A 17,642-nucleotide genomic window follows, 5' to 3' on the forward strand; every position below is an offset into this window, starting at 1 on the left:
GCAATAACCACGACGGCGCCGAGGCAGCGCCGTCGCAAAATCTTAAGGAGGAGAACCATGAACAGCCGCGCATTCCTGATCGCAGCCTTCAGCCTGCTGGCGCTGGCCGCCTGCGGTGAGAGCAGCAACAGCAGTCCACTCAATCCCGGCGGCGGCGAAGCCGCGCTGAAATGCGCCCTGCCCAGCGCCGATGGCGGCGACGACTTCCAGACCGCCGAGCCGGAAGCGCTGGCCCTGGACCCGGCGGCGGTGTCGCAGGCCCTGCTCTACGCGACCAGCACCAATGCCCAGTCGATCCGCATCTACCGCCACGGCTGCCTGGCCGGCAAGGGCGCGCTCGACACGCTGACCGAGTCCATCCCCAACAACGTCTGGAGCACCACCAAGGGCGTGACCTCGATGCTGGTTGGGCGGGCGGTGACGCTCGGCAAGCTGCGGCTCGACGACAGCGTCGGCCGCTATCTGCCGGAAGCTGACGCCGAGCACGCGGCGATCACCGTGCGGCAGTTGTTGACCCAAAGCTCGGGGCTGCATTTCAACTACACCGGCGATCTGCTCGGCGTCGGCGGCCCCGACACCGTCCGCTACACGCTGGCCCTGCCTTTCGACTCCGCGCCCGGCACCGATTTCACCTACGGCCAGACCACCGTCACCCTCCTCGCCAAGCTGGTGGAGGTGGCTGTGGGCGAAGACTTGCAGGACTTCGCGCAGCGCGAGCTGTTCGGGCCGCTGGGCATCGCTCGCGAGGACTGGTTCTGGCTGCGCGACCGTGCCGGCAACACTCACGGATACGCCTTTCTGTTCATCGCCCCAAAGCACCTCGCGCGACTGGGTCATCTGATGCTCAACGGCGGCGTCTGGAACGGCGGCCGTCTGATCGACAGTGGCTACGTGCACGCGGCCGGAGAGCCCTCGGCCACCAACCCCTTCTATGGCTACCTGTTGTGGAGCAATCGCGCGGATTCCGGCTACCCGGTCGAGTTTCTCTCGGTGCCACAGAGGGTCGAACACCCGCTAGTCGCTTCGGCGCCACGCGACCTCTACATGTTCGTCGGCTTTCTCGACCAGATCGTGTTCGTGATCCCCAGCCTGGACATGGTGGTGGTGCGCACCGGCCTGCCCGGCAACTACGAGCTGGACGTGCAGACCGTGACCAGCGCGCATCCGGGTCGCTGGATGCACGAGTTCTTCCGCATTTTGATGCGCGGGGTGAAGGACCAGACGATCGCCGATCCCGGCCCCTATGCCGGCTACGACACCCCGGCGCCGCTGGACCTCCAGTACTGGGTCGATCCGGTGACCATCCTCGGCCAGTTGAGCCTGGGTCCGCAGGCGCCGCCCGGCTGCAACCTGTTGGGTTGCGAGGGCGGCATCAGCTACGAGGGTCTGGTGCAATCGCTGAACGACGCGACCTGCGCGCTGCTGAAACTCTGCCTCTGAGCCCTCCCCGGCCGAGCGCACGCTCCGGAGCCTCTGGGGCCGCGCTCAAGCTGGCGGGGTCGGCAGACCACGCGCCCGAATCGCGGATGGCGAGCGCCCGAACCAGCGCGCGCAGTTGCGGCAGAGCACGGCCTGATCGGCGAGGCCGAGGATGTCTGCGATGTGCGCCAGCGGCACTTCGGATTCGGTGAGCCAGCGCCGCGCCTGGTCGCGGCGCACGCTGTCGAGGATGTGCGAGAACGCGGCGCCCTCGGCTTCCAGCCGGCGTTGCAGGGTGCGCGGGTGCAGGCCCAGCAACCGCGCCACCACCTCGCGGCGGCCACGGGTGGAGGGCAGCGCCCGGCGCAGGATGTCTTCCACCTGCTCGCTCATCGTGCGGCCACCGCCCTCGTAGGCAAGCTTGAGGTATTCCAGGCTCAGCCGGTGCAGGGCGGCGACGGCGCCGACCAGGCTCTGGTCGAGAAAGTCGCTGGGCACGACGATTTCGGCATGCGCGCTTTCGAAGTCCACCGGCCGGCCGAACAGCTCGGCGTAACGCGCGCGTGGCGCCAGCGGCGCGTGCGGCAGCGTCACCGCCAGCACCGGCGGCGTTGATGGGCTCAGGAAGCGGAGGAAGTGGTGCAGATCGGCGAAGCAGAGATCGAGCAGTTGCCGGCGCGGCAGCCAACCGGGAGTGATCAGGCTGAGCCGCAGGCTGCTCTGGCCGGGCGCCGGCGCGTCGGCGTGCAGGCTCAGCCGGATGCCCGAGCTGTGCGCGTGCAGGAAGTGGCTGGCCACCCGCATCGCCTCGCGGACGGTGGCGGCGTTGCGCATGGCGATCGCCAGCGGGCCGAGGATGCTGATGTCCTGGCGCTCGGCGATCTGCAGGCCGAGGTCAGGGCAAGCGGCCAGCTCGGCGGCGGCTTCCAGCAACTGGCCGTAGGCGGTGAGGGAGATGCGCAGCTCCTCATCGACCAAGGCGGCGCGGGGAATCTGCAGGCGGTCCATCAGGGGCTCGATGGCGACGCCGTGTTCGTGCAGGAAGTCGGCGGCTCCCCGCATGCCGGCGGCGCGGATCAAGGTGGACATGTCTCCAATTGCAAAACCTTTGTCTCCAAAGATCAAGCCCTGCTGCGCTTTTCCCGCGAATCTGTGTCCAGTTAAAAAAACAATTCCTGCTAAGGAGACCTCAATGAGCAAGACAAACACGGGCGTACTCGACGTCATCATCATCGGCGCCGGCGTCTCCGGCGTCGGCATGGCCTGCCGGCTGAAGACCGAACAGCCGCACAAGTCCTTCCTGGTGCTGGAGCGGCGCCAGCGCGCCGGCGGCACCTGGGACCTGTTCCGCTACCCGGGCGTGCGCTCGGACTCCGACATGTTCACCTACGGCTTCCAGTTCAAGCCCTGGCGCGACTACCGCACGCTGGCCGACGGCAGCAGCATCCGCAACTACCTGGGCGACACCGCGAAGGAGTTTGGCGTTGCCGACCGCTTCGAGTACGGCATCCACTGCACCGCCGCCGACTGGGACAGCGAGGCGCAGCTCTGGACCCTCACCGCCACCCACGAGCCGAGCGGCGAGCCGCGCCGCTACCAGGCGCGCTTCGTGGTCAGCGCCCAGGGCTATTACAACTACGACCAGGGCTACCGCCCCGCCTTCAAGGGCGAGGAGCAGTTCAAGGGCCAGATCATCCACCCGCAGCAGTGGCCGGAGAACCTCGACTACGCCGGCAAGAAGGTGGTGGTGATCGGCAGCGGGGCCACCGCCGTGACCCTGGTGCCGGCGATGGCCGAGAAGGCGGCGAAGGTGACCATGCTGCAACGCTCGCCCACCTACATCTTCTCGCTGCCGGGCTGGGACCGCATGACCCAGGTGCTGGACAAGCTGCTGCCGCGCGACTGGAGCTTCGCCATTGCCCGTAAGCGCAATCTGGAGATCTGGCAGACCACCTACAAGCTCTGCCAGCGCTTCCCGAAGGCGACCCGCAAGTTCTTCGTCGGCCAGGCCAAGCGCCATCTGGGCGCCGCTTTCACCATGAAGGACTTCAACCCCAGCTACGAGCCCTGGGACCAGCGCCTCTGCGCGGTGCCGGATGCCAACCTGTTCACCGCCGTGCGCGAAGGCCGCGCCGAGGTGGTCACCGACACCATCGCCCGCTTCACCGAGACCGGCATCCGCCTCGCCTCCGGCAAGGATCTCGACGCCGACATCATCGTTACCGCCACCGGCCTGTCGGTGCAGATGTTCGGCGGCATGAAGCTGAGCGTCGACGGCGCGCCCTACGCGCTCGCCGAGAAGATGATCTACAAGAGTGTGCTGCTGCAGGACCTGCCCAACTTCGCCTGGATCTTCGGCTACATCAATCTGTCGTGGACGATGAAGGCGGACATGTCCAGCCTCTACCTGTGCCGGCTGTTCGCGCACATGGATCAGCATGGCCAGGCGGTGGTGATCCCGCGCGATCACGCCCAGTCCGCACTCGACGCCAGCGTGCTCGGTCAGCTCAGCGCCGGCTATGTGCAGCGCGCCAACCACCTCTTGCCGCGCCAGGGCAAGGCGATGCCCTGGATGGTGCGCAACAACTATCAGGAAGACCGGCAGATGATGCTGCACACGCCCGTCGCCGACCCGCAGCATCTGGAGACCCAGGCGCCGCAGGCAGCAACGCGCGCAGAGCCGCTGCGCCGTGCCGCCTGAGGCCACGGCCGCCTCGACACCACCGGTCCTGCTGGTCCACGGCGCCTGGCATGGCGCCTGGTGCTGGGAGCGGCAGTTCGCGCCCTGGCTGCGCCAGCAGGGACATGTGGTGGAAACACTCGACCTGCCCGGCCACGGCCATCCCGGCCCGCAGCGCATCGCGCTTTATCCAGTCCGCGCGTACGTCGATGCGGTGGCCGCGCGGCTGGCGCAGAGCCCCCGGCCGATGGTGGTCGCCGGCCACTCGATGGGCGGCTTCGTGGTGCAGAAACTGATGGAGCGACGCCCGGCGAAACTGGCCGGCGCCGCGCTATTCGCCTCGGTGCCGCCGCAGGGTGTGTTGGGTGTGGTGCTGCATCTGCTGCGCAGCCGGCCGCTGGACTTCCTGCGTTCGGTGACCCGTCTCGATCTCTACCATCTGGTCCGGACGCCGCAGTTCGCCCAGGCCTTGTTCTACAACGCCGGGCTCGACGCCAAGACCGTCGAGGCCTACTGGCAGCCGCTGCAGAACGAATCCTTCCGCGCCTTTCTCGACATGCTGGTGCTGGACCTGCCACGCAGCCGGCGCGTCGATCCAGCACTGCCGAATTGGATCGTCGGCGGCGAGCTGGACCGCATCTTTCCGCCCGCCGAGGTGCGCGCCACCGCCAAGGCCTATGGCGTCGAGGCCAAGCTCTATTCCGGCATGGCCCACAACCTGATGCTGGATCGCGGCTGGGAAACCGTGGCGGCCGACTTCTCGTCCTGGCTGCACGGCATCCGAAAGAAGTAGGCGTGGCCCTGCCGTAAAGGCGGTGACCGCAAGCTCGGCCGCGCGTGCCTCAAGGCAAGGCGACGCTGGCACGATTGCCATCAGCGTCGTAGACGACGAGCCGCGCCTGTTCACCGCCGGCAAGGCTGGCACTGACCCGGCACTGGCCGGCACTGTCGCAGCTCGCGGCTTGGCGGCGACTGGCGCCGTCGCCGCTGCTCAGCTCCAGCTCGGCACGCACCGCCCGACCCTGCTGCGCCCAGGGCCGGAAGCTGCAGGTATCGCAGAGCCGCAGGCTGTCGTTGTCGGCGATGTAGCGGAAGCCGTCGGCGTAGCTGCGCGGGTAGTCGAGCAGCGGCAGCGTGAAGCGATAGCTGTCGCCCTCGCGGCTGGGGACCAGGGCGGCGATGCCGTCCCAGGCCGAGACCGTGAACGGCTCCGAGCAGAAGGCGTAGGGCGAGTCGGCCTGCGACTGGCGGATGTTGCCCTCGACGCAGAAGCGGTAGCGCCCCAGTGGCGTGCTGCCGAGCCGCGCCGGAAAGGCGCTGTAGGCCTCGAAGCTGGCGGTCCACAGCCATTCCTGCATGCCGGCATAGGTCTGCATCAGGCCGAGCAAGCCCTGCGGGAACTGCACGCGCACCGGCACTTCGCCGCTCTGGTCGGCATAGCTCTGCCAGACCTCGGGCGCGATCTCGCGCTCGACGCGCACGCGCGGGTTGTCGGCAGCGGTGGAGCCGCCGCGCCAGACGAACTGCGTCGCCGCGAAGCGGGTGATGTCGGTCGGTTGCTGCACTGGCTCGGCGGGGCCGGCATCGTTGGGCATGCCGGCCTGCCAGGCCGCGTAGGCGGCGCCGCTGAGCTGGCCGATGAGCAGGGACTGCGCCTGCTGGCGGGTCTCGTCGAGGGTGGCGAGCGTGTCCAGCGGTTCGGCGGCGAGTTCCGGCCCGCCTTGCAGCGCCGCACCCAGCCGCACCAGCCGGGTCACCATGTAGTCGGCGGTGTGCGGGCCGTAGGCGGTGAGCGCCTTGCGGTAGCTGTCGCGGCTCATGTACTCGCGGTAGCTGAGCGTGTAGCCGTTGTAGTCGCCGGCGTGCCCGACCGCGACCGCGAGCTTGTAGCCGGGTGCGCCGAGATCCTGGATTTCCTCGCGGGTGAAGTTGCCCTTGATCGCGGCCAGCTCCGCCGGCTCGGTTTCGGCGCTGAGCGCGTTGGCAACGGAGTCCCAGCCCTGGGCGTCGTTGTGCACCTGGGCGCGGACGCGGGCGATGGCGGCGGGGTCGAAGTTGTCGCCGGCGATCTCGCCGGCGCGGTTCTCCGGGTCGGCCGGGTCGAAGTAGCGCTTCTGGATTTCGCAGGCCTGGGCGTAGGCGGGGTCGCCGGCGAAGTCCGGCAGCAGGCAGGCCCAGTCGAAGCCGTCGTAGATGTTGCCGGCGGTCTGGTCGAGCCGTGATTCCAGATTGAGCACCAGGTCGGCCTGCGGCTCGCAGGCGCAGGAGGCGAGCAGGATGTCGCCGAGCCGGAACGCCTGGAGCTTGAGCCGCAGGTTCTCCTCCACGGCGCTGAAGCCCGGGCCGCTGTAGTGGTCCGGCACCGGCACGCCCTCGGCCCTGAGCGTGGCGTAGAGCGTCGCCGCCGGGCCGCTCAGCGGCGTTTCGCCCGGCAGGCCGTAGCGACCGCAGTCGGGCAGGCCGGCGACCGGCACGCCGATGTCGCCCTCCACTGTCAGCTCGGTGCTGCAGTTCGATACCGTCGGGATCGGGTGCGACAGCGGCCCCGGCACCCAGGCATTGCGGTAGTCCACCGTGAAGTCGCCGGACATCGGCACCTGCGCCTCGCCACGGCCGATGGCGTCCCAGGCCTGGTGGACGGCGTCGGCGAGGAAGCGGACGTTGCGCTCGGTCTGCACATATCCCTTGTGGTTCCAGTCGCGCAGCGTGCCCTGGCCTTGCGCGCAGTCGTTGCGCAGCGGCGCCTCGGCGTCGCCCGGCCACTCGCCGCAGACCGCGCCGGCATCGCTCAGCAGCTCCTTGGAGTCGCCGCTGTTCTCGGCGCTGCCGACATCGCCCTGGCTGAACAGCAGCGGCGCGCCGATCTCGCGGCCGACGAAGCGCTCCAGCGCAGCCAGGTAGTCGGCGCTGTGCAGGTTGTAGGCATCGAGGCTTTCCGGGTGCTCGCCCCAGTTGATCCAGGCAGCGAGCGGCTTGGGCTGCTGCGGATCGCTCAAGTCGTCGAAGCGGATCAGCACCAGGCCGTGGTCGCCGTATTCCAGCGGGTAGCCGGCCGGGGTGCCGTCGCTGGCGGTGGCAAGCCGCACCACATTGCCCTTGTAGACGCGGTGGTGGATCTCGGTCGCGCCCATGCGCGCCGGCTTCAGATTGGCCGCCGCCTGCTCGATGGCCTCGGCCATCTTGCGCGCCTGGTTCTCGAAGAAACGGGCGTCGAACACGTCCTGGAACACGAACAGGCCCACCGCCAGCGTCGAGGCATAGGCCGAGCTGTGGTTGTGCGTGACGTGGTGGAGGATCTGCTCGTAGCCGATGCCGCTGTCGCCCTGCGCCAGCAACTGGCCGACGCGGCGCAGCAGCATGTCCTGGGCGATGTAGTTGTCGGTCTTGAGCAGGGCGATGCGCTTGCCGTCGCTGCCCTCGACGACGATGGCGCGGGCGGAGAGCCGCGACTGCACGCCGTAGCTGCCGAATTTGAGCTTGTGGGTGAGAAAGGGATCGAGATCGCCGTTGAGCAGGCCGGTGAGCGTGTCGCTGGCGTAGTCGCAGTACTGGCCGGCGCAGTAGCCGACATCCGGCGTCATATCGACCACGCCGACGCCGGCACGCACCTTGGTTTCGGTCGGCAGTGGCGGCGGTGCACCGCCATCGCCACCGCCGGGGCGTTCGCTACGTTCGCCGCAGGCGGCCAGCAGCAGCGCCGCCAGCGCCAGCGCGACAAGCCGGCGCCGGCTCATGGGCTGCCGTCACCGAGCAGGCCGCAGAACTGCGGCGGCAGCAGACCCAGGGAATTGCAGGGCCCGGCCAGCGGCGTCTGCGGATCGAGCAGGCTGCAGAAGGCCTCCGGCGCGCCGTTGTCGAGGCAGGTTTTCGCCAGCGAGGTCTGCACGTATTCGAGGTTGAGCGCCAGCTCGGCGATCAGGCAGTCGCCACTGCCGGGGGTGACGCAGGCGCGCAGGTAGATCGGCAGGTACTCCAGCGCCGGCGCGTCGAACAGCGGGATGTAGGCCTGCATGCGCAGCAGCGGCGCGGTGAGCGGCCCCAGCGAAACGAATTCCTCGTAGCCGGTGTAGGGGATCAGGAAGCCGGTATCGCCGGAGGGGTCGATATAGCTGAACTCCTCCTCCGGCAGGATGTAGCCGAAGGAGTTCTGGGTGAGGCCCAGCAGCATCGCCGAGGCGCCGGGATTGGCCTGCTCGATCAGGCCACGGATGAACTCGCCAAAAGTATTGGTGGCCTCGCCGGGGATGGTGGCGATCTCCAGCCCGCCGGCGCCGCCCAGGCTCAGGCGGGTCACCAGGGTCTCGGCGGTGGTCGGGGCCTGGCCGATCTCGGTCTGCACGGTGCTGACCAGATCGCCCAGCACCGGAATGTCGGTGAGCGCGTGCGGGGTGAAGTCGTAGTAGCGGTTGAACGCGCCCAGCGGCGCGGCGGCGGCGAACAGCGGATTGGTCACCGGCAGGGTGGCGGTGACATTGCGCACCGCCAGCGCCGGGGCCAGGGGCCGCGAGGTCTGCTTGAGCGCGAACGAGGCGATGGCGTCGCCACGGCAGCGCACGCGTTCGTAGGCATTGGGCTCCTCGAAGTTGCAGTCGCCGCCGGCACCGGAGGCATCGGCGATGGGGCCGTTGAAGTACAGCGCCACGCCGCCGTCCTGCTCCAGCCGCCGCGCCGCGCCGTAGATGTAGTCGGCATGCGGCACGCGCGGGTCTTCATCGACGCTGGTCGGGTGCGCCGCGTACTGCATCACCCGGGCGATGGGACGGGCGCTGCCGGGGTAGTGGAAGCTGAGCAGCGCGAGATGCGCGTCGGCGTCGTCGGTGGGGTCGCGGCGCGGCCGCCGGTAGTTGTTGAAGTCGCTGGTCTCACCGGTGGCGATGCGTGCCTCGGCGCGGCTGCGGCCGGCGATGGCCTCCTGCACGGCTTTGGCGGCGCCGGCGTAGAGCGCGTTCTCGATCCAGTCCTGCGGCACGCCGCCCCAGAGGCCCTGCAGGTCGGCGCCGGCGTGGCTGTGGGTCTGGCCGAAGACGATGTGGTCCTCGGCGATGCAGAAGTCCATCGCGCAACTGGCCTCGACCACCGCCGCGCGCAGGCCCTTCTGGATCAGGTTGCCGGCGCCGATGGCGTCCACCGCGATGAAGGCCACCCGCTGGTCGCCCTGCTCCAGCACCAGCGCGCGCAGATAGGTGTCTTCCACCGCGCCATCGCGACGCGAGCGGTACACCGGCTCCTGCGCCGGCTGGGTGAGGCTGCTGCCGAACTGCGCGAAGGGATTAGGGAAGTTCTGCGTGGGGTTGATACCGAAGCCGCCCAGATTGAACTGCTGCAGCTTGCTGCCCAGGAACAGCCGCGCCTCCTCCAGGCCGTCGATCTGCGCCTGGCTGGGCGAGATCGCCACCTTGGCGGCGCCGGCGCACCAGTCCTCGGCGACGCAGGCCTGCGCCGGCACCGGTCCTCCTCCGCCGCCGCCATCCGCACCCGGCGCGCTGCTGCCGGAGTGACAGGCCTGCAAGGAAACCGCCAGGACCAAGAGTGCCGCCGCCCGGCTGGGCAAGGTGTCGCGCATCGCTCTCTCTCCTTCACACCGGACGCCGGCCGTGACCGGCGCCTTGCTGTCGTGCCGCCGCGCCGTCGAGGGCGCGGCGGGTTTTGCGTCTAGGGCTGTGGCAGACCGCCCGGCAGCGCCAGGCCCAGCGGCACCGCCACCGGCTTCAGCGGGATGCGCGAGACGTTGGCGTAGGGCTCGCCGACATTGGTCGGCTGCGCGGTCGGCACCATGAACTGCCATTGCAGGCCGTCGATCTCGTTGATCGGCTTGCCGAGCACGAAGGCGTTATCGACATCGGCGGTGAGGAAGTAGTGGATGCCGTGCGCGCCGTAGACGCCCTGGCGCTCCTCGCAGCCGACCACGCCGTCGCCATTGCGGTCCTGATAGCCGGCCACCACCCGCGCGTCGGTGCTGGCCTCGCCCGGCCAGGGCCGGCGCACCGGATCGTCGCCGGTGCCGTCGTCGAGGCAGGCGTCGTCGCGGTAGTAGGGCACCACCGCCGGCGTCGCCAGCGAGGTCAGGCCCTTCAGCTCGAAGGTGTAGACCAGCGAGCCGAGGTCGCCCTTGGCCGAGATCTGCTCCCAGTTGGCGAAGGCCAGCGGCAGATTGAAGCTCGGGTCGGCGACATCCAGGAACAGCGGGCAGCGGCCGTCCTTCGAGGGCTGAGGGCCGTCGGAGGTGAGGCAGTAGCCGGCGATGGGCGCGATGCTGTCGATCTGCCCGAAGTCGTCGTTGACGCCGTCGATGGGCACGCCCTGCGGCCGCAGCAGGGTGTAGTAGCGGCCGCCGGGCACGCCGGCCTTCTGCTCCTCCGGCGTCGGCACCATGGCGCTGCGGTTGTAGTCCCAGCTGGTGTACAGGCCGTCCGGCGGGATCGGGTGCACGCGGACGTGGTAGCGGTAGCTGATGGCGTCGCGGTAGAAGGTTTCGGTCTTGGTGACATTGGTGCCGGAGTCGGCTCCCCAGACCTCGCGGATGCAGCGCACCGGCCCGCAGCGCTCGCCGAGCAGGCTGGAATTGGCCTCCCAGTTCACCTGCTCGTCCTCGAAGCCGACCAGCGAGATGGTGGAGTCCGGCGACTGCTGGAAGGCGCGACCCTTCCAGCGGTCGAGGATGTCGGCGCCGTAGTTGCCGGAGCCGTCCGGCTTGGCGATGCCGATCTCGCGCACCATCCAGCGGCCGCTGGCCTTCCAGACGTAGGTGTCGGTCTGCACGCTGACGCCGTCGCGCGGGAAGCGGTCGGTGGACTGCTTCTTGCCCTCGGTCGGGTGACAGACCGTGCCGCTGAGATTGGCGCCGTAGCCGGTGTTGCTGGTGCCGAGCTTCTCGGTATCGTCGTCGGCGAAGAACGTGCGGTCGATCCACTGGTCGGCGTTGGCGTCGCGGGTGTAGCGCACGTAATGCGGCTTGCCGGCAAAGCTCGATCCGCCAGGGCGGCGGAACAGGTAGACCACGCGGGTGCTGGCCGGATTCAGCGCATCGACCAGGGTCACCAACTGGCTGGCGCTGCCTTCCGGCACGCCGGGCGGCCGCTCCCCCACCGGGGCCAGGCCGCCGGCATCGCGGGCCATGAACACCAGCTCGTCGTCGTCGTCGAGACCGCCGACCGGATCGGGCGTGCCGGCCGGGGCGACGGCGTTGCAGCCGTCCTCGGAGTCGCCGGGGTTCCAGCGCTCCAGATCCCAGGCGTAGCTCAGCTCCTCGTCGGTGCCGGAGTAGATGCCGAAGTCGGAATGGCTGTTGGCGAGGAAGTAGGGGTACTTCTCATCGACCTGCACCGGAATCTCGCGCCAACCCTCGGCGCCATAGGCGAAGGCGGCGATCTCGTTGACCGGCACGCCGCCGGACACCGGCTCGTCGCCCGGCTTCCAGCCCGGCGGGTAGAGGAAGGTTCCGTTGTGGGCGCTGCGGATGTCGGGATCCAGCGGCGTGCCGCTGAGCAGACCGCCGACGCCCTGGCAGAGCGCTTCGGGCAAGCCGGCGCTCTCGCACTGGCGCACCAGGCCGGTGCCGGAGGGATAGGGATGCGGCAGACCGGCGGCGGAAGGCGCCGACCAGCCCGGCAACTGGTTGCCGGTCATCACCACCGCCTCCACCTGGCGAGCGGCGCTGGCGGTGCGTTGCAGGGCGCTGAGCGGGTCGGTATCGAGACCGAGCAGGGCGCCGGTGTCGTCGCCGGCCTGCTCCAGCGCGGTCTGCGGATCGGCGGCGGCGAGGTTGCCGCCGAGATTGCTCAGCAGCGCCAGCAGGCTGCCCTGGTCACCGACCAGCAGATCGACCAGATCGGCGACAAGGCCGACGACCACGGTCTGCAACTGCGCCAGCGCGCTGGCCGGGTCGCCGCCCAGCAGCGCCGCCAGCACGCCGTTGAAACCGGCGCCGAAGCTGCCGACTGCCCCGAGCAGGCCGGTGCCGTAGGCCGGTGCCGGTCCCTGACCCGGCTCGGGGGCGGCGGGCGTCACCAGATCGGCGACGGCGAGGCCGAAGTCCGGCTTGCCGTCGGCGCCGACGCCGTACAGCGGCAGTCGCAGCGCCGCCTCGACATTCACCACCGGGATGCTGGGATCGCGCGAGAACGACAGCAGGTACTGCGGGCTGTAGCCGTAGACCAGCAGAGCCAGCGAGTCGCCCACCGCCAGGCGTTCGGCGACGCCGACCAGACTGAGCGCGGGGTGTTCACCCAGGCCGCGTACCGGCAGCACCTGGTCGTCGATCAGGGTGTAGTCGCTCTCGCCGGCCTTCTTCAGGCCCAGGCCGACGAAGACGATGGCGTCGCAGCCGGTGCGCAGGGTCGGCAATTGCGCCTGCGCGCAGAGCAGGTCGTTGACCATCTGCGGCGTGCTCAGCTTCACCTCCGCCTGGGCGATGCCGGCCAGCAGCAGGCCGTGGCTGTCGGTGACGGTGAGCAGCGGGGCGATGCCCGGACGCGGCAGGCCGGCCAGGTGCAGCACATCGGCGGGCACGCCCTGCGGCACGGCGGCGACGCTGGCCTCGGCGGCGTAGTAGCTGGCGCTCAGCGGCAGGCCGCCCTGGGCCGGGCGCGGCGCCAGGAACTTCTCGGCGGGGATGTCCACCGCGTCGCCGTCGGCGAGCGAGATGCACAGCGCATCCTCGGTGCCGCGCAGGATCTCGGCGGCGGCCTCGCCCTTGAGCTTCTCGCGGAACCACTCGAGCGTCGCCGCGCCGCGCGGGCGCTGGCCGCAGTCGCCATTGCCGCCGGTGTTGCCGAAGTTGAGCTGCGGCAGCGGCACATCGACAAAGCCGTTGAGGATGTGGCCGGACTGATGGCTGATCAGCCGCACGTCGTCGCCGCGCGCGGCGAGGCACTGGTAGTTCCACCAGCCATCGTTGAAGTTGAACAGGGTGTCGCGGAAGCCCTGCGAGAGCAGCACCGGAATGCCCGGCTGGCCGCTGCGGGTATTGCCGCCCGGCGCCTCGTTGAGGAAGCCGCTGAGCATGAAGTTGAAGTCGAAGGGCGCGTTGTCGGTGGCCGTGTAGGGCATCGCCGGCTGGCCGTTGAGGCCGCACCAGTAGGCCGGGCTGTGGTAGCGGAACCAGTCCAGCGCCTCGCGCGGGAACTCGCCGGTGGCGGCACCGCGCGCCAGGGTTTCCAGGATGTAGGGGTCGAGGCCGCGCCCGGTGGGCAGCTCGGCGTTCTGCAGGCCGGGCAGATAGGAGCCGGCCGAGCCGCCGGCCACCAGCAGCAGGTCCCAGCCGGTCTTGATGACATCGCCGGGGTTGAGGCTCCAGCGCAGGTCGTGCCAGGCGATGTCCGGCGCCAGCGCGTCCAGCCGCTCCTTGGGATCGACGTTCTGCAACAGCATCTGGTAGCCGCCGCCGTAGCTGCCGCCGATGGCGCCGACCAGCAGGTTGGCGCCGCGCGCCTGGCTGGTGCCGTTGGCCGGGCGGGCGACGAAGGGCTTGAGCACCGCGCCCTGGTCACGCCAGGCGAGGTAGTCGAGGTTCTGCTCGGCCCAGTCGAGGATGCGGATCAGATCCTTGCCCTCGTAGTCCGGGTCCATCACCCGCACGGTGCCGCTGGAGTCGCCGAAGCCGCGCTGGTCGATGCTGATCACCGCGAAGCCGGCGGCGCGGTAGTCGTCGAAGCCGCTGGTGCTGCGCGCGCCGCCGAAGCCGTGGCCTTGCAGGATCAAGGGGTGCGCGCCCTGGGCGCGACGGGCGCAGTCGAAGCTCTTCGGCTCCAGCACCTGGAAGCTGATCTGCTCGCCGCTCTCGGAGCCGATCAGCACCTGGTAGCTGCGGTTGCCGGCGAGGTTCTTGCCGCTGGCGCAGGAGGCATGGCCGCCATCGCTGACCGGGCAGCCGCTGGCATCGACCGTGGTGCCGGCGGGCGTGCCGGGGCAGAGGTCGGCGGCGTCGGAGACACCATCGCCGTCGCCGTCCCGCTGGGCGGCGCTGCAACCCTGGGCATCGACCTCGGCGCCGGCCGCAGTGCCAGGGCAGAGATCGCTGGCATTGCTGACGCCGTCGCCATCGTCGTCGCCGGGCGGCACGTCGCGCACGGTGACATTCAGCTCGTCGCTGCCGCTGGCGCCGTCGTCGTCGGTCACCGTCAGGCGGAAGCGCAGCAGGGTTTCGGCGTCCACCTGCGGCGCGGTGAAGCTGGCGGTGGCGCTGCTGGCGCCGGCGAGCGCCACGCTCGGCCCGGCGGTCTGCGTCCACTGGTAGCTGGCGATGCGGCCATCGCTGTCTTCGCCACGGCCAGCGAGCGTGACGCTGGCGCCTTCATCGACGCTCTGGTCGGCGCCAGCCTGCGCCACCGGCGGCTGGTTGGCGGGGACATTACGCACCTGCACGCGCACCGTGGCGCTGGCGCTGGCGCCGTCGTCATCGGTGGCGCTGAGCTGGAAGCGCAGCTCGGTGTCGGCATCCACCGCCGGGGCGGTGAAGCTGGCATTGGCGCTGTCGGCGCCGCTCAAGCTCACGCTCGGGCCGGCGAGCTGGGTCCAGCGCAGGCTGCGGATCTCGCCGTCGGCATCGCTGGCGCTGCCGGCGAGCTGCACCGGGCTGCCTTCCTCGACGCTCTGGTCGGCGCCGGCGCTGACCGTCGGCGCCTGGTTCTCCACCACCGGCGGCAGCACGCGCACGCTCAGCTCGTCGCTGGCCTCGGCGCCGTCGTTGTCTTCGGCGACAAAGCGGAAACGCAGCAGGGTCTCGCTGCTGACCGTCGGCGCGGTGAATTGGGCGGTGGCGGTGTCGGCGCCGCTGAGGCTGACGCTGGGGCCGGCAAGCTGGGTCCACTGCCGACGCACCACCGTTCCATCGGCGTCGCTGGCGCTGGCGCTCAGCACCACGCGGGCGCCGGAGGCTACCGTCTGATCGGCGCCCGCCTCGACGGTCGGCGGCTGGTTGGCGGGCAGATCGCGGACGGCCACCACGACCTCGTCGCTGGCGCTGGCCCCGGCGGGGTCGGTGGCGGTCAGGCGGAAGCGCAGAGTGGTGGCGGCGTCCACCAGCGGCGCGGTGAAGCGGGGGCTCAAGGTCTGGGCATCGGACAGCGTTACCGCCGGGCCGGCCAACTGCTCCCAGCGCAGCGTCAGGGCGGCGCCCTCGGGATCGCGGGCGCTGCCGCTCAGGCTGACGGCGGCGCCCTCGTCGGCGCTCAGGTCGGCGCCGGCGTCCACCACCGGCGGCTGGTTGACCGGCATCTGGCCATCCGGGTTGCCGCTGCCGCCACAGGCGGCCAGCAACAGCGGCAGGGACAGCGACAGGGCGCGGACGCCACGGGCGACAGCAACAGACGCGCGAACGCCGCGCGGCTCGACGGACTGGGACATCGGGCGAATCTCCTCACCGGTGCACCGGGTCCGTCGGAGCGAACGACGGACCCTGGTTGGTTACAGCCGGTGCGTAGCGCAGCCATCGCCCAGCCTTGTTGGTTATGACAAGTTACTCATGTAGCAAGTTACATAGTAGTAGTAAAAGCAACTCAGCCGCGAATGACGCCAAACCCAGGGCGACGGGCACAAAAAAGGGCGGCCCGAGGCCGCCCTTCGAGTCCCACCCCTGGCTTCAGGGACTGCTTGCCGCCGTCGGCGCGCTCCAGCCGCAGCTCTGGCCCTGGTTCTGTTCCTTCAGGTAGCCCATCAGCGGCGCGAAGTATTCGATGATCGCGGAGCCGTCCATCTGCTTGCCGCCGGTGAGCTTGGCCAGCGTCTCCGGCCAGGGCTGGGACTGCCCTTCCTTGAGCATGGCCATGAACTTCTCACCCGCCGCCTTGTTGCCGTAGATGTCGCACTCGTGCAGCGGACCCTTGAAGCCGGCCGCCTCGCACAGCGCCTTCTGGAACTGGAACTGGATGACGAAGGACAGGAAGTAGCGCGTGTACGGGGTGTTGCCCGGGACGTGGTACTTGGCACCCGGATCGAAGTCTTCCTCGGTCCGCGCCAGCGGCGGCGCCACGCCCTGGTACTGCTCGCGCAACTGCCACCAGCCGGCGTTGTAGTTCTCGGGCTTGATGCTGCCGTCCATCACCTTCCAGCGCCACTGATCCACCAGCTTGCCCCAGGGCAGGAAGGTGATCTTGTCGAGCGCCAGCTTCATCTGGCTGTTGATGACTGCCTTCTCGTCGTTCTTGGCGCCTTTGACCAGGCCGATCTTCTCCAGATGCTGCGGCGTGAGCGAGAGGGTGATGGTGTCGCCGATGGCCTCGTGGAAACCGTCGTGCGCGCCCTGCTGGAAGATCGGCGGCAGGGCGTTGTACATCAGGTAGTAGTAGATGTGGCCCAGCTCGTGGTGGATGGTGAACAGATGCTCCTCATCCGGCTCGATGCACTGCTTGATGCGGACATCGCCGGCGAGGTTCATGTCCCAGGCCGAGGCGTGGCAGACCACGTCGCGATCACGCGGCTGCTGCAGGAGGCTCTTCTCCCAGAAGCTGTCCGGCAGCGCCGGGAAGCCCAGCGAGGTGTAGAAGTCCTCGGCGATGCGGGTCATTTTCAGGCTCATCGCCTTGTCGGCCTCGTGCTCCATCTCGGCCAGCGCCTTCACCGTCGGCTTGCCCTTGTAGGCGGCCTTGAGCTTGGCGAGTTCGGCCTCGCGCTGCGCCGCCAGGGCGGCGGTCACGTCCAGCGAGCCGACGCCCTGGTAGGGCTCCATCAGCGGGTAGAGATTGCCCCAGCTCTGCGCCCACATGTTGCCGAGCAACTGCGCCGGAATCAGGCCGTTCTTCGGCACCACTGCGTCGCCGTACTTGGCGTTGAGCTTGTTGCGCACGTAGCAGTGCAGCTCGTCGTAGAGCGGCTTCACCTGGCCCCAGAGGCGCTCGGTCTCGTCACTGAACTCGGCCGGGCTCATGTCGTAGCCGGCGCGCCACATCTCGCCCATATTGGCGAAGCCGGATTCCTTCGCCGCGCTGTTCTGCAACTCGATGAAGCGCTGGTAGTCCTTGCGGATCGGCTTGGCGGTGGCATGCCAGCCCGCCCAGGCCTCGGCCAGCTCGGCCGGGGTGGCCTTGAGGTCGGCGTTGGTGATGATCTTCTCGATCTCCTGCAGCGACAGGCACTGGTCGTTGCCGGAAGCATCCTTGCGACACCATTTTCCGGAGCCGTAATTGGCTTCCATCTTGGCGCCGATCTTGGCCAGCTCCTCGCGCTCGGCCGGCGCGCTGGGGGCCGCCGAGCCGACCCGGATCAGGTTCAGCGCCCGCGCGGTTTCCGGCTTGAGGTCCTTGAGCGCGTAGAACGGCTTGGCCGCCTGCGCGGTGTTGAAGCTGAACTCCAGGTACTGCTCGTTGGCGCGCGAGGCGACCGCCTGGCTGTCGTCGGTGATGTAGGTCGCCGCCAGCCATTGCGGCCCGGTCAGCGTCGGGTAGAAGGCGCGGAAGTCGTCGTTGTACTTGGCGATGAAGGCATCGGCGCTGGCGGCGCTCGGCGCTGGCGGCGCGGCGGCGGTTTCGCTCGGCTTGCCGCCGCAGGCGGAGACGGCGAGCACCGCCGCCAGAAGGGTGTAATGGAAGGTTTTCATCGGTTCTCCCCG

At 69.5% G+C, this 17,642-nt stretch carries 8 protein-coding genes; 3 read left to right on the forward strand and 5 right to left on the reverse strand.

Annotation, left to right across the window (positions count from 1 at the left end):
* The first annotated feature begins 57 nt into the window (after positions 1–57).
* Positions 58–1,440, forward strand: coding sequence for a serine hydrolase domain-containing protein (locus ED208_RS15970; protein ID WP_123212923.1), 1,383 nt, complete (start codon positions 58–60; stop codon positions 1,438–1,440).
* A 45-nt stretch (positions 1,441–1,485) separates the two neighbouring features.
* Here ED208_RS15970 and ED208_RS15975 read toward each other — a convergent pair whose 3' ends face one another.
* Positions 1,486–2,508 (reverse strand): AraC family transcriptional regulator, encoded by a 1,023-nt coding sequence (locus tag ED208_RS15975; protein WP_158608594.1) that lies wholly within the window; start codon positions 2,506–2,508, stop codon positions 1,486–1,488.
* Between the two features lie 103 nt (positions 2,509–2,611).
* Here ED208_RS15975 and ED208_RS15980 point away from each other — a divergent pair, with 103 nt between their 5' ends.
* Together ED208_RS15980 and ED208_RS15985 are read left to right on the forward strand one after the other, a co-directional pair.
* Positions 2,612–4,120 carry a flavin-containing monooxygenase gene (locus ED208_RS15980; protein ID WP_123212925.1) on the forward strand — a complete coding sequence of 503 codons (1,509 nt, stop codon included), beginning with the start codon at positions 2,612–2,614 and terminating at the stop codon, positions 4,118–4,120.
* Complete coding sequence (locus ED208_RS15985) at positions 4,110–4,892, forward strand: alpha/beta hydrolase (protein ID WP_158608595.1); 783 nt, start codon at positions 4,110–4,112, stop codon at positions 4,890–4,892. The genes ED208_RS15980 and ED208_RS15985 overlap by 11 nt, the downstream gene beginning before the upstream one ends.
* 49 nt (positions 4,893–4,941) lie before the next feature.
* Here the strand turns inward: ED208_RS15985 and ED208_RS15990 are convergent, their stop codons facing one another.
* The 4 genes from ED208_RS15990 to ED208_RS16005 form a co-directional block, all read right to left on the reverse strand.
* Positions 4,942–7,833: a neutral/alkaline non-lysosomal ceramidase N-terminal domain-containing protein gene (locus tag ED208_RS15990; RefSeq protein WP_123212927.1), complete on the reverse strand. Its 2,892-nt coding sequence runs from the start codon at positions 7,831–7,833 to the stop codon at positions 4,942–4,944.
* Complete coding sequence (locus tag ED208_RS15995) at positions 7,830–9,662, reverse strand: hypothetical protein (RefSeq protein WP_123212928.1); 1,833 nt, start codon at positions 9,660–9,662, stop codon at positions 7,830–7,832. Before ED208_RS15995 ends, ED208_RS15990 begins: the two co-directional genes overlap by 4 nt.
* Positions 9,663–9,751: 89 nt before the next feature.
* A complete protein-coding gene (locus ED208_RS16000) occupies positions 9,752–15,442 on the reverse strand; it encodes a PKD domain-containing protein (protein ID WP_123212929.1) in 5,691 nt (1,896 codons plus the stop codon).
* 235 nt (positions 15,443–15,677) lie between these two features.
* A complete protein-coding gene (locus ED208_RS16005) occupies positions 15,678–17,630 on the reverse strand; it encodes a M2 family metallopeptidase (protein ID WP_123212930.1) in 1,953 nt (650 codons plus the stop codon).
* Between the last annotated feature and the right edge of the window lie 12 nt (positions 17,631–17,642).

Origin of the sequence: Stagnimonas aquatica, assembly GCF_003730135.1 — a bacterium.
Taxonomy (GTDB): domain Bacteria; phylum Pseudomonadota; class Gammaproteobacteria; order Nevskiales; family Nevskiaceae; genus Stagnimonas; species Stagnimonas aquatica.

Coding starts and splice junctions, on each gene's coding strand:
- ED208_RS15995 (WP_123212928.1), bottom strand. CDS start 9,662: ATGCGCGACACCTTGCCCAGCCGGGCGGCGGCACTCTTGGTCCTGGCG.
- ED208_RS16005 (WP_123212930.1), bottom strand. CDS start 17,630: ATGAAAACCTTCCATTACACCCTTCTGGCGGCGGTGCTCGCCGTCTCC.
- ED208_RS16000 (WP_123212929.1), bottom strand. CDS start 15,442: ATGTCCCAGTCCGTCGAGCCGCGCGGCGTTCGCGCGTCTGTTGCTGTC.
- ED208_RS15980 (WP_123212925.1), top strand. CDS start 2,612: ATGAGCAAGACAAACACGGGCGTACTCGACGTCATCATCATCGGCGCC.
- ED208_RS15975 (WP_158608594.1), bottom strand. CDS start 2,508: ATGTCCACCTTGATCCGCGCCGCCGGCATGCGGGGAGCCGCCGACTTC.
- ED208_RS15990 (WP_123212927.1), bottom strand. CDS start 7,833: ATGAGCCGGCGCCGGCTTGTCGCGCTGGCGCTGGCGGCGCTGCTGCTG.
- ED208_RS15970 (WP_123212923.1), top strand. CDS start 58: ATGAACAGCCGCGCATTCCTGATCGCAGCCTTCAGCCTGCTGGCGCTG.